The 14,400-nt window shown below is 70.8% G+C and carries 11 protein-coding genes; 4 read left to right on the forward strand and 7 right to left on the reverse strand.

Translation table 11 applies throughout. The features are described 5' to 3' along the window. Window positions 1-49: 49 nt before the first annotated feature. The 7 genes from FZ046_RS12830 to FZ046_RS12860 all read right to left on the reverse strand — a co-directional run bounded on the left by FZ046_RS12830 (window position 50) and on the right by FZ046_RS12860 (window position 8,774). Window positions 50-1,567, reverse strand: coding sequence for an HNH endonuclease signature motif containing protein (locus tag FZ046_RS12830; RefSeq protein ID WP_149484254.1), 1,518 nt, complete (start codon window positions 1,565-1,567; stop codon window positions 50-52). A gap of 93 nt (window positions 1,568-1,660) precedes the next feature. Continuing rightward, entirely contained in the window at window positions 1,661-2,479 is an 819-nt protein-coding gene (locus FZ046_RS12835; RefSeq protein ID WP_407664464.1) for an SDR family oxidoreductase, read from the reverse strand. 10 nt (window positions 2,480-2,489) lie between these two features. Next, entirely contained in the window at window positions 2,490-3,968 is a 1,479-nt protein-coding gene (locus tag FZ046_RS12840) for an AMP-binding protein (protein ID WP_070354377.1), read from the reverse strand. Beyond that, on the reverse strand, window positions 3,965-4,750 hold the full coding sequence (locus FZ046_RS12845; RefSeq protein ID WP_070354376.1) for an SDR family NAD(P)-dependent oxidoreductase: 786 nt from the start codon (window positions 4,748-4,750) through the stop codon (window positions 3,965-3,967). The genes FZ046_RS12840 and FZ046_RS12845 overlap by 4 nt, the downstream gene beginning before the upstream one ends. A gap of 24 nt (window positions 4,751-4,774) precedes the next feature. Continuing rightward, window positions 4,775-6,355 carry an AMP-binding protein gene (locus FZ046_RS12850; RefSeq protein ID WP_070354389.1) on the reverse strand — a complete coding sequence of 527 codons (1,581 nt, stop codon included), beginning with the start codon at window positions 6,353-6,355 and terminating at the stop codon, window positions 4,775-4,777. Between the two features lie 32 nt (window positions 6,356-6,387). Further along, on the reverse strand, window positions 6,388-7,146 hold the full coding sequence (locus FZ046_RS12855; RefSeq protein WP_070354375.1) for a GntR family transcriptional regulator: 759 nt from the start codon (window positions 7,144-7,146) through the stop codon (window positions 6,388-6,390). Next, a complete protein-coding gene (locus FZ046_RS12860; RefSeq protein WP_070354374.1) occupies window positions 7,143-8,774 on the reverse strand; it encodes an SMP-30/gluconolactonase/LRE family protein in 1,632 nt (543 codons plus the stop codon). The genes FZ046_RS12855 and FZ046_RS12860 overlap by 4 nt, the downstream gene beginning before the upstream one ends. 182 nt (window positions 8,775-8,956) lie before the next feature. Between FZ046_RS12860 and FZ046_RS12865 the strand changes: the two genes are divergently transcribed. From FZ046_RS12865 to FZ046_RS12880, 4 genes are read left to right on the forward strand one after another with little or no spacing between them, the layout of a single operon-like run. Next, a complete protein-coding gene (locus FZ046_RS12865; RefSeq protein ID WP_070354373.1) occupies window positions 8,957-10,660 on the forward strand; it encodes a thiamine pyrophosphate-binding protein in 1,704 nt (567 codons plus the stop codon). A gap of 2 nt (window positions 10,661-10,662) precedes the next feature. Beyond that, complete coding sequence (locus FZ046_RS12870; RefSeq protein WP_070354388.1) at window positions 10,663-12,087, forward strand: aldehyde dehydrogenase family protein; 1,425 nt, start codon at window positions 10,663-10,665, stop codon at window positions 12,085-12,087. An 8-nt stretch (window positions 12,088-12,095) separates the two neighbouring features. After that, window positions 12,096-12,941: an SDR family NAD(P)-dependent oxidoreductase gene (locus FZ046_RS12875; protein ID WP_070354372.1), complete on the forward strand. Its 846-nt coding sequence runs from the start codon at window positions 12,096-12,098 to the stop codon at window positions 12,939-12,941. Window positions 12,942-12,953: 12 nt separating this feature from the next. After that, on the forward strand, window positions 12,954-14,369 hold the full coding sequence (locus tag FZ046_RS12880) for an aromatic ring-hydroxylating oxygenase subunit alpha (protein WP_070354371.1): 1,416 nt from the start codon (window positions 12,954-12,956) through the stop codon (window positions 14,367-14,369). Window positions 14,370-14,400: the final 31 nt, after the last annotated feature.

A 14,400-nucleotide genomic window follows, 5' to 3' on the forward strand; every position in this document is an offset into this window, starting at 1 on the left:
TCATTGCGGCTGACGCCAGCAGTCACTACCTGCTACCCGGTATTCGGGGTCAGGCCAGCCAGGCGAGGGCGGCATCGGGTGGTTCGGGTCCGCCCGGTGGGTCGTCGGCTGCGTCCGGCGTGGGCGGCGGTGCGGTGCCGTCGGTGTCGGCTTCGTCCCGCGCGGGCGGCGGCGGTGCGGCGCCGTCGGCGGTGTCGAACAGCGTTGCCGGGTCCTCGTCTGGGGGGCGGAGGAGGTGTTCGGGGTGGTGGTAGGTGTTGGTGCGGGTTTGGCCGGTGTCGAGTGCTGGGGGTGGGGTCCAGTGGGGTTGGCCGTTGATCATGGTGGTGGTCCAGCGGTGGGGTGCGACCATGCGGTTGTCGGGGCCGCAGGCCAGGGCGAGGTCGTCGACGTTGGTGTTGCCGCCGTGGAACCAGTCGGCGGTGGCGTGGTGGGCTTGGCAGTCGTAGGCGGGGGCGGTGCAGCCGGGTTTGGTGCAGCCGCCGTCGCGGGCGATGAGCATCAGTCGTTGGGCGGGTGAGGCGGTGCGGCGGCTGCGGAACAGGTTGAGTGCGGCGCCGGTGGTGTGGTCGAAGACTGCGAGGTAGTGGTGGGCGTGGCTGGCCAGGCGCAGGACGTCGGCGGTGGGCAGGGTGGATCCGCCGGCGGTGACGGCGATCCCGGCGGCGTGGCGCAGGTCTTGCAGGGTGGTGCGCACGATGATGGTGGCGGGTAGCCCGTTGTGCTGTCCGAGTCGTCCGCTGGTCAGGACGGCGCGGCCGATGGCGTGCAGGGCGTCGTGGCGGCGTTGGGAGACGGTGCGGGTGTCGGTGTCGAGGTGGGCGTGGCTGGGGGTGCCGCTGGTTTGGGGGTCGGGGTGATCGGGGTGGCACATGCCTGGGGCGGCCCAGCGGGCGAAGACGGCTTCCAGGGTGGCCCAGGCGGTGGGGGTGAGGCAGGCGGTGAGGTCGACCATGCCGTCGGGGCGTTGGCGGTAGGACAGGCGGCGTTGGCGGTGGCGGTCGGTGTCGTCGGGGGCGGCGCCGTCGGGGTCGAGCAGAGCGAGTAGGCGGGCGGCGACGTGGTCGAGTTCGTCGGGGGCGATGCCGGCGGCGATGCGGACCAGGTCGGTTTCGGCGGCGGTGCGGGTGGGGGCGTCGACGGCGGCGGGTAGGCGGGTCATGGTCTTGCGGATGACCTCGACGTGCTCGGGGTTGAGCACACCGTCGGCTTGGGCGGCGGCGGTGCGGGCTAGGACGGGTTCGAGGGGGTCGCCGGTGAGGGTGCGTCGCGGGCCGAGCAGGGCGGCGTCGCGTAGGCGTCGGCCGGCCTCGGGGCGGCTGATCCGCAGCCGGGTGGCCAGCACGTCGCGCCAGGACTTCGCGCCCAGGTCGGCCGGGGCGCCGTGGGATTGCAGGGCGGTCAGCAGGCGGTGCTGCTGGGCGGGCAGCCGGCGGGTCAGGTCCTCGAGGTCGTCGAGGACGGTGAGCACTTCGGTCGCGGTCAGCTCGGATGGGTCGCACGCGGCCAGCGCGGCGTGCGCGGTGCGCAACGCCGTGAGCGCGTCGGTGACGTCCCCCATCCCCATGCATCGAACATACGTTCGCACCTTAAGGGTTTGGCGACACCGATCATGAGAGCACCCTGAGAAGTCGAGCGACAATCACCGTGCGGGACAGGGCTATTCGCCGAGCGTCGCCTGATACCGCCGCATGCCGGCGAGCCAGCGCTCGTAGTCCGCACCCTTGCGCCGGTACATGTCGAGCACCTCTGGATGGGGCAGCACCAGGAACGTCCCGGTGCGCACCGCCTCGACCACGAGGTCGGCGACGTCGGCCGGCCCGACCACGGCGCCGGCGTTGCGGACCGCTGCGGCCGCCATCCGGGCGGCGGGGTCGACCGAGTCCGTGATGTCGGTCAGCAGGGGAGTGTCGACCCCCATTGGGCACACGCAGGAGACGCCGACGCCCTGCTCGCCGTACGTGATCGACAGCCACTCGGCGAAGCCGACCGCGGCGTGCTTGGTCACCGAGTACCCGGCGGCGCCGATCTGGGTCAGCAACCCTGCCGCCGACGCCACCCCGACGAAGTGGCCGCGTCCCCGCGACACCCAGTGCGGCACCAGCCGCTGCGCGGCGCGGACGTGGGCCCGGAGGTTGACGTCGAGGATGCGGTCCCAGTCGTCGTCGTCCCCGATGCCCGAAGCTCCGATGATCCCGGCATTGGCGACGTAGACGTCGACCGGTCCGAACGCGTCACCCGCCGCGGCGAGCAGTTGGTCGATTCCGGCGCCCGTCGCGGCGTCGGCGGTGACACCGACGGCGGCGCCCCCGGACGTGGTGATCGCGTCCGCCGTGGCCTCGGCCTCGCGCAGGTCGCCGGCGACCACCGACGCACCCGCCGCGGCGAACCGCTCTGCCAGTGCCCGGCCGATCCCCGACCCGGCGCCCGTCACGACCACCACACTGCCTGCGACGTCCACGCCGCCTTCGATACCCATCAGGGCATTCTCACCGATGGGCGAGCCGATCCCGCAACGCCCGCTTGAGCACCTTGCCGTAGCTGTTCTTCGGCAGCTCGTCGACGAACTCGTAGCGCTTGGGCCGCTTGAACCGGGCGATGCGCGAGAGCAGGTGCTCGTCGAGCGCGGCGGGATCGACGTCGCCGACGACGAACGCGACGACCACCTCGCCCCATTCCTCGTCGGGTTCACCCACCACGCAGGCCTCCTCGACGCCGGGATGCGTGATGAGCACCTCCTCGACCTCGCGGGGATAGACGTTGCTGCCGCCGCTGATCACCACGTCCTTCGACCGATCGCGCAGCGTGAGATAGCCGTTCGCGTCGAATGACCCCATGTCACCGGTCCGAAGCCAACCGTCCCGCAGCGTCGCCGCGGTGGCCTCCGGGTTGCGCCAGTAGCCCGACATGACGACGTCGCCGCGACAGACGATCTCGCCGATCTCGCCGACCGGCAGGGGCTGCCCGTCGTCGCCGACGACCGCCACGTCGACACCGGAGCGGGCGTAGCCGACCGAACCCAGCACGGTGTCGTCGACGTCCTCGTGGTCGGCGCGCCGCAGCCCGGTGATCGTCATCGGCGCCTCGCCCTGCCCGTACAGCTGGACGAAGACCGGACCGAATGCGGCCAGCGCCTTGCGCATTCCATCGACGTACATCGGTCCGCCGCCGTAGACGACGGTGCGGAGGTTCGCCGGACATGCCCGCCCGGTGCGGACCAGGCGCGCCACCATCGTCGGCGCCAGGAAGCATGCCGTGCCCGGGTGCTGCTCGCACAGGTCCAGGAACTCGTCGGGGTCGAACGCCGCCGACTCCGGGATCACCTGCCGGGCGCCACGCAGGACGTACGGCGCGATGTACAACCCGGACCCGTGCGACATCGGGGCGCCGTGCACCAGGGTGCAGTGTTCGTCCGGATCGTCGAAGTCCGCCAGGTGCGCCACCGTCATCGCCATCAGGTTGCGGTGCGACAGCATGGCGCCCTTGGACCGGCCGGTGGTCCCGCTGGTGTAGAACAGCCACGCCAGCGCCGCGGGATCGGTGGTGCGCGGGGGGTCGAGGGGCGCCGCGGCGGTGCGCGCCCGGTAGCCGGCGGAATCGAGCACCTCGACGGGCACCGCCGTCTCCGACGTGAGCCGCTCCGCGATCACCGGCGACGCGAACACCACCGCGGCATCGGCGTCGTCGAGGATCTGTGCCATCTCCCGGGCGTGCAGCTTGTAGTTGATGGGCACCACCACGCATTCGGTGGCCCAGGCCGCGAACATCAGCTCGACGATCTCGGGCCGGTTCTCGCTGGCGATCGCGATACGCGTGCCGACCGGGTGCTCGGCTCGGAGCGACGCCGCGAGCGACAGTGCACGACAACGCAACTCGGACCACGTGTGCACACGACGCGTGCCGAGGTACACCGCGCCACGATCGCCGAGGCGGGCCGCGGTCTGCTCGAGGACGCCGAAGAGGTTCACCGCGCAACCCATTCGGCGGACAGCGCGAAGTCCGACAGGTACTTGGTGGAACTCCAGCCGCCGTCGACCACGATGGTCTGTCCATTGATGAACGCCGCCCCCGGTGAGCACAGGAACGCGATGGTGCTCGCGACGTCCTCGACGCGCCCGAGTCGCGGGTAGGGCGTCATCTCGGTGTTGATCTTGCGGAAGCGCTCGTCGGTCAACCGGGTCTCTACCATGGGGGTGACGGTGACGCCCGGAGCGACGTTGTTGCAGCGGATGCCCAGCGGGCCGTACTGGCAGGCGATGTGCGACGTGAGCGACGACAGCCCGCCCTTGGCCGCCGAGTACGCCCCGCCGCGCAAGCCGCCGACGACCGCGAACGTCGACGTGACGTTGACGATGCCGGACCCCTCGCTCAGGTGCGGGATCACGTCGCGGGCCAAGCGGAACGGCGCCCGCAGCATGAGGCCGAGGAAGTAGTCCAGCGCGTCGTCGTCGGTCTCGTGCAGGGGCTTGGGGCTTCCCACCCCGGCGTTGTTCACCAGGAAGTCGATGCGCTGCCAACGTTCCAGCGCGGCCGCCACCACCCGAGCGGGACCGTCGTCGGCGGTCAGGTCGACCGCCACCGTCGCGATGCGGTCGGCGTCCGCACCGGCCTCGCGCGCCGCCGCGGCCCACTGCTGAAGGCGGTCCTCGTCGCGGCCGGTGCCCAGCACCGCCATGCCCGCCTCGGCCAGCTTGACCGCGGTACCGAAGCCGATGCCACTGCTGGCACCCGTCACGATCGCTACCTGCATACTCCGCTTTCCTCGCTGACGTGATTAGTCGAGACCGGCGAGCGCCGATCGGATCCGATGCTTCAGCACCTTGCCGGCGTCGTTCTTGGGCAACGCATCCCACAGCGCCACCTGCTCGGGCACCTTGAACTTCGCCACCCCGCTCGAGGTCAGCAGTTCCGCCAGGTCGGTGACGGCGGGCGCCTGCCCACTGCGTGGCACGATCACCGCACACGCCCGTTCTCCGGTGCGGGGATCGGGGATGCCGACCACCGCGACCTCCGCGATGCCCGGGTGACCGACGAGGATGTCCTCGACCTCCTTGGGCGAGATGTTCTCGCCGTTGCGGATGATGACGTCCTTGGCGCGGCCGGTCACCACGAGCGCATCGTCCTGCCACCGGCCAATGTCCCCGGTCCGGAAGTAGCCGTCGCAGTCGAACGCGTCCGCCTCGTCGGCGACGTCGGCGTATCCGACGAGCATCTGCGCGCCCTTCGCCCGGATCTCCCCGGTCTGTCCGCCCATGCCGCCGGGGTCGCGGGTCACCAACCACACGTCGGCGATGCCCGGAAAGCCGTCGGTGTCCGCGGCGGCCTGGGGATGGTGCAGGGCGCCGACGGTGGTGACGGGCACCTCCGTCGAGCCGTACACCCGCGACACCCGGGCGTGCGCGAAGGCAGCCGTGGCCCGGCGGATCAGCGACGGCGGCACCGACGCGCCCCCGCAGATGAACACCTTCAGGTCCGGCAGCGAGGTCCCGGCGCGGCCGGCGGCCGCGACGAGTCGTTCCAGGAACGGCGTCGCCCCGGCCATGTGGGTGCAGCGCTCCCGCTGCAGCAGCGCGACGGCGGCGTCGGCGTCCCACTGCTCCATCAGGACGGCCGTCGTACCGAGCAGCAGCGGCGCCTCGAAGGCGTAGATCGAGCCGCCGATGTGCGCGATCGGCGACGGCACCAGGAAACGGTCGCCGGGCACCACCAGCCAGTGCTCGCCGATCTGGCGCAGCAGCGCATGGATCGAATTGTGGCTGTGCAGCACGCCCTTCGGCCGTCCGGTGGTCCCTGAGGTGTACATCACCATGCGGACGCCGTCGGGGTCGGCGGGCGCCGCGGGCGGGGCGGGGGCATCGCGCAGCAGCGCCGGGAACGGCGTGTGCTGCCCGGCGTCGCCGCGCACCACGACGACCTCGGGACCGTCGGGCCGCGCCGCGACGAGCCGATCGGCGAGCGCGACGTAGTCGTAGCCGCGAAAGGTGTTCGGCACGAACAGCATGCGCACGTTCGCGTCGTCGACGATCGTGCGCAGCTCGTGGTCGCGCAGCGACGGCAGGATGGGATTGACGACCATCCGGGCCAGGGTGGCGCCGAGATAGACCACCGCGGCCTCGTGCCAGTTGGGCAGCATGAACGACACGACCCCGCCCGGCGGCACGCGTTCGGCGAGCGCGGCGGCGAGATCGCCGGCTCGGCGCAGCAGGTCCCGGCAGGTCAACTGCACGTCGCCGTCGACGACGAGCACCCGGTCGGGGGTGTCGCGCGCGGCGTCGCGCAGCGCGTCGGCGAGGGTGCCCGAGGTCCAGAGGCCGGCGGCGTACGCCGCGTCGGCGCGGCGCTGGTCCCACCGGATCGACCAGCCGTCGATGGTCCTGCGGGTCGCGGTCACGCTCCCGCCTCGCCCTTCACCCGGCGCATCGTCATCGCGTACCGGAACCGCGACGCCGGATGCGTGTTGACCGTGACCTGGGCAATCTCGCCGTCGGACGTGGTGTACGTGCGCCGCATCTCGAGCGCCGCGGTGCCCGGCTCGACCATGAGCGTCTCGGCCAGCGCGTCGGTGGCGACGAGCGCGGCGATCTCCTGGTGCACCGCGACGATGCTCACGCCGAACAGGTCCTCGATGAGCGGGAAGATCGGCCCGGTGTGACGCTGCAGCAGCCGGCCCACCGCGGCGAACGAGCGGTTGAGGTAGTACTCGGTGCGGCATACCGGCACCTCGGCGTCGTCGCTGCGCCGGATGCCGCACACCGCCAGCCACTGCGTTCCGGCGGGCAGCCCGGTGTGGGCGGCGAGTCGGTCGTCGACCGTGACCATCGCATTCGACTCGATGGCGAAGCGCGCCCCGGCTGCGAAGGCGAGCAAGTCGTCGATCGACATGACCTCCTGCGCATAGGAATTCGACGCATCGCGGGCGACCACCATCGTGCCCGCCCGCGGGCGGGAGGACACCAGGTTGTCGTCGCGCAGCCGCCGCAGCGCCTCCCGGACGGTGTAGCGGCTGACGCCGAACCGGTCGCACAGCTCGTGCTCGGTGGGCAGCTGCGCGCCCACCGGGTACACGCCGTCGACGATCTCCTTGCGCAGCGTCCGCGCCACCTGCAGGTAGCGGTGATCCGCGGGGGTGCCGACCTCGGTGCTCACCGGCCCGGGCCGTCCCGGCGAAGGCTCACGACGCTGCCGTCACCGTCGGCCGACACGTACAGCGTGCCGTCCGCGGCGGCCGCGATGCCGGCGAACGGTCCCTGCGGGCCGGAGAACGGCGGCATGCCGCGCAGCGGCTTGGGCACGACGCCCGGGGGTGGCCCGACCGGCAGCCCGGCGGCGATCGTGCTGCGCGCGCCGGAGGCGAGATCGACGGCCAGCAACGCCTTCTGGCCGGCGTCGACGACGTACAAGGTGGACCCGACCGTGACGATGCCCTGCGGCCGCACCAGGCCGTCGACCACGGTCTCGACGCCGGACCCCGCGATGCGGACGACGCGGCCGAGGTCGGACACCAGCACCTCGCCGTCCGCGCTCACGGTGACGTCGACCGGCTCGGCCAGACCCGTGGCCAGCACGCCGACGCCGCCGGAGGCGTCGACCGACACCACGCGTCCGGTACCCTGCTCGACGGCGACGACGTCCGAGCCGGCGAGCGCGACGCCGTACAGCTGGTCGAAACCGTCTGCCAGATAGTGCGTCTCGCTGGGCCCGGGCTGGTAGCGGCCGATCTGACCGCCCGAGGTGGTCACCACGAACTCGCCCGGCCCGGACGGCGTCAGCCCGCGCAGGAATCCGGGGTAGCCGGGGAAGAACAGCATGCCGACCGTCTCCAGGCCGCCTTCGGGGGTGAGCGCGTAGAAGTAGGTGCCGTCGGCGACGTACACCCGGCCGTCGTGGCCGACCGTCAGGTCGAGCGGCCAGTTCAGCGCACCGGGCAGCGTGGTGCGGGTGGCGCCGCCGGCGAGCACTTCGGTGATCTCGCCAGTGAAGTTCGAGACGAACAACCGGCCGTCGAGCAGCGCGCAGTTGTCAAGGCCCGGGCTGAGCTGCGCGAGCACGGTGCGGTCGCCGGTGCGGGGATCGATGCGCAGCACCTGCCCGCTGGCCACCTGGGTGGAGACGATGAACCCCTCGGCGTCGAACTTCACCGAGTCCGGGACGCCGAGATCGGCGGCGACGACGGTGGGTTCGGCCGGCCCGGTGGCGAACGGGTCGATGCGCCAGATGGCGTTGGTGCTCATCACCGGGAAGTACAGCAGGCCGTCGGGGCCGACCTCCATGGCGTTGGGTGACGGCACGTCGGTGAGCAGGACGCGTGGCGGTCCGCCGGCGAGGTCGAATTCCAGCAACCGCCCGCCGTCGCGGCACTCGCCGATGAACAGCCGGTCGCGGTGAAACGTGACGCCGTTGGCCGACGGCACGTCGTCGCGCAGGACGCGGGTCACCCCGGCGGTGTCGCGCAGGCTCACCCGCCCGTCCATCACCTCGGTGGCGACCATGTTGCCGCGGCTGTCGAACGCCACGTCGTCCGGGGCGACGATGTCGCCGCCCTTCGCGCTGATCGTCTCCAGGGTGCCGGTGTCGACGTCGAGGGCGCTGATCTGACTGCCCGTGACCTGCGCGACGTAGAGGCGCCCGTCGGGACCGGTGCGCAGGCCGTTCGCGCCGAACAGCCTGCTGGGAGCGGTGCGACGGTCGAGAACCCAGCCGGGCGCGACGTCGGGATCGGTGGCCACCGGGTAGCGACTCTGGCTCGCCGACGTCGGGGCTCCGGTGGTCGTCATCGCTCGGACGATAGCAACACTGGCTAGTCCAGACAATAACGTTCTCCAAAACGGAGAAGCCCCTTGACGCGCTGCTCGCAGAAGGAGAATCATGCTCTCCATACGGTGCACACGACTATCTTGTCCAGACAATTGGCACCCGGCCGCATGACCGCGGCCGTCCCGGAACCAGGAGAGAGTCCATAGTGGTGAAGGTCTACGAGCGCATCCTGCAGCTGTTCGAGGCGGAGGGCATCAACACGCTGTTCGGCATCCCGGACCCGAACTTCGTGCACATGTTCCACGCCGCCGAGGAGCGTGGCTGGAGCGTCGTGGCGCCGCACCACGAGGAGGCCGCCGGCATGATGGCCGAGGCCGTGTCCCGGATGACGGGCCGACCCGGGCTGGCCATCGGGACGCTGGGGCCGGGGCTCGCCAACCTCGCCGGCGCCATCCAGTGCGCCAAGGTGGAGAACTCCCCGGTGATCTTCCTCGGCGGCCAACGCGCACGCATCACCGAGCAGCGCGTCCGGCGCGGACGCATCCAGTTCGTGAAGCAAGCCCCCATGATCGAGGCGTCGGTGAAGTACTCGGCGAGCATCGAGTACGCCGACCAGACCGACGAGATCATCCGGCACGCACTGCGCATCGCGCAGACCGGAACGCCGGGTCCCTGCTACGTCGAGTACCCCGCGCACGTCATCCAGGAGGAACTCGACGTCCCCGAACCGCTGGCGCCCGAGGCCTACCGGCTCGTTCAGCAGGGCGCCAGCGCCCAGATGATCGAGCGCGCCGTCGAGGCCATCCGCAGGGCGGAGAAGCCGATCCTGCTCGTCGGGCACGCCGTGCACACCGCCCGTGCCGGCGAGTCGGTCGAGGCGCTGGCGAAGCTGATGAACTGCCCCGTCATCCAGACCTCGGGTGGCACGTCGTTCATCAAGGGTCTCGAGGACCGCACGTTCCCGTACGGCTTCTCGCCGTCGGCCGTCGAGGCGGTCGTGACGTCGGACCTGGTGGTGTCCATCGGCACCGAACTCGGCGAGCCGGTGCACTACGGCAAGGGCAGGCACTGGGTCGATAACGAGGCCAATCGCAAGTGGATCAGCATCGAACTCGATCCCACGGCGATCGGAGTCAACCGTCGCATCGACGTGCCGCTGGTCGGCGACCTGCGGGCCGTCGTGCCGCAACTCGTCGACGCGCTCAAGGACTCACCCCGCCAGGCGAGCGCCGAACTGTCCCGCTGGATCGCCGACGACGCCGCCCGCATCGCGAAGCTCGCCGAGGACGCGCCCGCGGGCACCCCGGTGCACACCGCGAAGTTCGTGGTCGAAGCGACGAAGGCCTTCCCGGAGGACGGCATCATGGTCCGCGACGGTGGCGCCACGGTGATCTTCCAGTGGACGTACTCGCAAGCCAAGCCGCACGACGTGGTGTGGAACCAGAACTTCGGCCACATCGGCACCGGCCTGCCGTATGCGGTCGGCGCGTCGGTCGCCGACGGCCGCAAGCGGCCGGTCATGCTGCTCACCAGCGACTCGTCGTTCATGTTCCAGATCGCCGAGCTGGAAACCGCTGCGCGGCTCGGCCTTCCGCTGGTGTGCGTCGTCGGCGTCGACAACCAGTGGGGCCTCGAGGTCGGCGTCTACAAGCGGACCTTCGGACAGGGCTCGCTGGAGACCGGCGTGCACTGGAGCAAGGACGTGCGCTTCGACACGATCGCCGAGGGCTTCGGGTGCTACGGCGAGTACGTCGAGGACCCCGACGAGATCGGTCCCGCCATCGCTCGGGCGTGGGCCAGCGGCAAGGTCGGCGTGATCCACGTGCCGATCGACCCGAAGGTCAACTCCGAGGAGATGCCGAGCTACGACGAGTTCCGCACCTGGTACGCCGAGGGGACGCAGTGACGATGCGCGAGTACACCCGGTTCTACATCGACGGCGCCTGGGTGGATCCGGTCGAGCCGAACACGATCGACGTCGAGAACCCCGCGACCGAGCAGGTGGCCGGACGCATCTCGATCGGCTCGGCCGCCGACGTCGACAAGGCCGTGGCCGCTGCCCGTCGCGCGTTCGCCACCTGGTCGGTGACCACGCGCGAGGAGCGCCTTGGCGTCCTCGAGGCCATCCTCGCCGAATACCAGCGCCGTGCCGACGATCTCGCGGCCGCGATCACCGAGGAGATGGGCGCCCCAGCCGGGCTGGCCGCCGGACCGCAGGTCGGGCTGGGCGTGGGGCACCTCACCACCGCGATCGACAACCTCCGGACCTACGCCTTCACCGAGGACCGCGGTGCGACGACGATCGTCAAGGAGCCCATCGGCGTCTGCGGCCTCATCACGCCGTGGAACTGGCCGCTGAACCAGATCGCGGTCAAGGTGTTCCCGGCGCTCGCAACCGGGTGCACCTCGATCCTCAAGCCCTCCGAGGTGTCGCCATTCTCCGCACAGGTGTTCGCCGAGATCCTGGACGCCGCAGGCGTTCCCGCCGGGGTCTTCAACCTCATCCAGGGTGACGGCGCGGGCGTCGGCGTGGCGCTCGCCGGCCACCCCGGTATCGACATGGTGTCGTTCACCGGGTCGACCCGGGCGGGCATCGAGGTGGCTCGCCTCGCCGCCCCGACCGTCAAGCGCGTCGCGCAGGAACTCGGCGGCAAGAGCCCTCACGTCGTCCTCGACGACGAGGCGTTCGCCGACAACGTCGCCTCCGGCGTGGTGACGATGATGGGCAACTCCGGGCAGACCTGCAGCGCCCCGTCGCGCATGCTCGTGCCGCAGTCCCGCATGGCCGAGGCGCGCGAGATCGCCGCCGCGGCCGCCGCGGGCATCACCGTCGGCGACCCGCACGGCGGCGCCGACCTCGGGCCGGTGGTCTCGGGCACCCAGTTCGAGAAGATCCAGGCGCTGATCCGCAAGGGCACCGAGGAGGGCGCCACGCTCGTCGCCGGTGGTACCGGCCGCCCCGACGGCCTCGACGCGGGGTGGTTCGTCAAGCCCACGGTGTTCGCCGACGTGACGCCCGACATGACGATCGCTCGCGAGGAGATCTTCGGGCCCGTGCTCGTCATCCTCGGCTACGACGACCTCGACCACGCGGTCGCCATCGCCAACGACACCGACTACGGACTCGCGGGTTACGTCTCCGGCACCGACCTCGACACGGCGAAGTCCGTCGCGGCGCGCATCCGCGCGGGGTGGGTGGCGATCAACGGGGGCTTCGACTTCAACTCCGCGTTCGGCGGCTACAAGCAGAGCGGCAACGGCCGCGAGTGGGGCGACATCGGCTTCGCCGAGTATCTGGAGACCAAGTCGATCATGACGCCGGCGGCGGGATGACCCGCTAGATGGGCGAACTGATCGACCTCACCGGACGCATCGTCGTGGTGTCCGGCGCCGGCGGCGGGGGCATCGGCACCACCGTCACGGCGCTGGCTGCCCGCGCCGGGGCGACCGTCGTCGCCGTCAGCCGACGTCAGGAGAACCTCGACGAACACGTCGGACCGCTGGTGGCGCAGGGGCTTCCGATCGTCACCGTCGCGGCCGACGCGGCCACCGACGACGGCATCGCCACGGTGCTGGACCGGGTCCGGGAGACGCCCGGCACGCTGTACGGCCTGGTGAACGTGGCGGGCGGCGCGGCGCCGGGAACCTGGATGGCCTCGACGCGCGTCACGCGAGAAGACTGGCGAAACCTGTTCGCCGCCAACCTCGAGACGACGTTCTTCACCAGCCAGGCCGTCGCCGCGGAACTCCTGGCGATCGGCGCGCCCGGGTCGATCGTCTCGGTGTCGTCGATCAGCGGCATGAACACCGCGCCGTTCCACATCGCCTACGGCACCGCCAAGGCCGCGGTCGTCGCGATGACCCGCACGATGGCCGTCGAGCTGGCCGCCAGCGGCATCCGCGTCAACGCCGTCGCCCCCGGCGTCACCGCGACCGCCGCGTCGCGGACCTACGTCGACGACGACGCCGAGCGCGACCGGCAGGCGATCGCCATGGGCCGGCGCGGCACCGCGGAGGAACAGGCCGGCGCCATCCTGTTCCTGCTGTCCGACCTGGCCGGGTACGTCACCGGCCAGACCCTGCTCGTCGACGGCGGGCTGAACCTGAAGTGGACCCACCTCGGCGCGGACAACACGTCGCTGTTCCTCGCCGACGACGGGTTCCGCACGAGCATCAGCAGGCTGTGAGAGGACGAACACGTGACGCACACCGAATCCGACCTGGACGCCGCGATCGAGGTCGCCGCCGAGCCCGACGACTCGACCGGCCAGATCGCGGAGGATTTGGCCGACCCGATGACCATCCCGGTCGAGGCGTACGTCTCCCGCGACTACGCCCGGGCCGAACGGGACAGGTTGTGGCGCAAGGTCTGGCAGCAGGTCGGCCGCGTCGAGGAGGTCCCCGAGGTCGGCAGCTACCTGACCTACGACATCGGTGACGACTCCGTCATCGTCGTGCGCACCGGACCGGATTCCTTCGCCGCGCACCACAACGTGTGCATGCACCGCGGCCGCCGGCTCGTCGACACCCCCGAGGGCGCGAAGAACGCCGTCGGCCGGGCACGGAAGTCCTTCGTCTGCGGATTCCACGGCTGGACCTACGGTCTGGACGGCGCATGCACGCACATCCGGGAGCAGGACGACTGGAAGGGCGCGCTGACGCCGCAGAACACCCACCTGCGTCCGGTCCGCGTGGACACCTGGGGCGGGTGGCTGTTCGTCAACCTCGACCCCGACGGGGAGTCGCTGGCCGACTACCTGTTCCCGGCGTCGAAGATCCTCGACCCGTTCGGTCTGGAGAACATGCGCTACAAGTGGCGCAAGTGGCTGTACTTCGACTGCAACTGGAAGGTCGCGATGGAGGCCTTCAACGAGACCTACCACGTCTTCACGACGCACCCGGAGTTCAACCAGTTCGGCGAGTTCAAGGGCTGGGCCAAGGCTCAGGGCCGGCACAGCAACATCGGCTACGACGCGCCGAAGGGCATGGACGAGACCAAGTCCAAGATCCGGCTCGGCACCGGTGACGACCCGCGCGTCACGACCGCCGAGATGCAGATGTACACCTGGGAGCAGACCAACGCGACCACCACCGAGACCTTGGTCAACGCAGCCAAACGGCTGGTCGACGAGCTGCCCGAGGGGACCCCGCCCGATCAGGTGCTGCAGCACTGGCTGGCCTCGGCCCGCCGCGACGACGCGGCGCGTGGCGTCGAGTGGCCGACGATCCCGCCGGACATCCTGGGCCAGAGCGGTACGGCCTGGCAGCTGTTCCCGAACTTCCAGATCGGCCAGGGACTGACCAGCGCGCTGTGTTACTCGGCCCGCCCGGATCCGAGCTACGACCCGGACAAGTGCATCTTCGAGGTGGCGGTCTTCGAGCTGTACCCGAAGGGCGAGGAACCGGTGACCGAGTGGGTCTACACCCCGAAGGATTCGCCGAACTGGCTGTCGGTGCTGCCGCAGGACTTCTCGAACATGGCCGCGGTGCAGCAGGGGATGAAGTCGCTCGGCTTCCCCGGCACGATGCCCAACCCGTACCGCGAGCGCAGCACCGTGAACCTGCACACCCAGCTGGCCAAGTACATGGGGACGGGCGCACCCCGCGATTTGTAGCGATTTCGGCGCGCTTTCGTTCGCTCACCGA

It is taken from the genome of Mycolicibacterium grossiae (genome assembly GCF_008329645.1).
GTDB classification, from domain to species: domain Bacteria; phylum Actinomycetota; class Actinomycetes; order Mycobacteriales; family Mycobacteriaceae; genus Mycobacterium; species Mycobacterium grossiae.

What these genes read in the sequence shown, in the direction of transcription:
- FZ046_RS12870 (WP_070354388.1), top strand. Translation starts at nt 10,663, where the DNA reads ATGCGCGAGTACACCCGGTTCTACATCGACGGCGCCTGGGTGGATCCG.
- FZ046_RS12860 (WP_070354374.1), bottom strand. Translation starts at nt 8,774, where the DNA reads ATGACGACCACCGGAGCCCCGACGTCGGCGAGCCAGAGTCGCTACCCG.
- FZ046_RS12830 (WP_149484254.1), bottom strand. Translation starts at nt 1,567, where the DNA reads ATGGGGATGGGGGACGTCACCGACGCGCTCACGGCGTTGCGCACCGCG.
- FZ046_RS12835 (WP_407664464.1), bottom strand. Translation starts at nt 2,479, where the DNA reads ATGGGTATCGAAGGCGGCGTGGACGTCGCAGGCAGTGTGGTGGTCGTG.
- FZ046_RS12845 (WP_070354376.1), bottom strand. Translation starts at nt 4,750, where the DNA reads ATGCAGGTAGCGATCGTGACGGGTGCCAGCAGTGGCATCGGCTTCGGT.
- FZ046_RS12875 (WP_070354372.1), top strand. Translation starts at nt 12,096, where the DNA reads ATGGGCGAACTGATCGACCTCACCGGACGCATCGTCGTGGTGTCCGGC.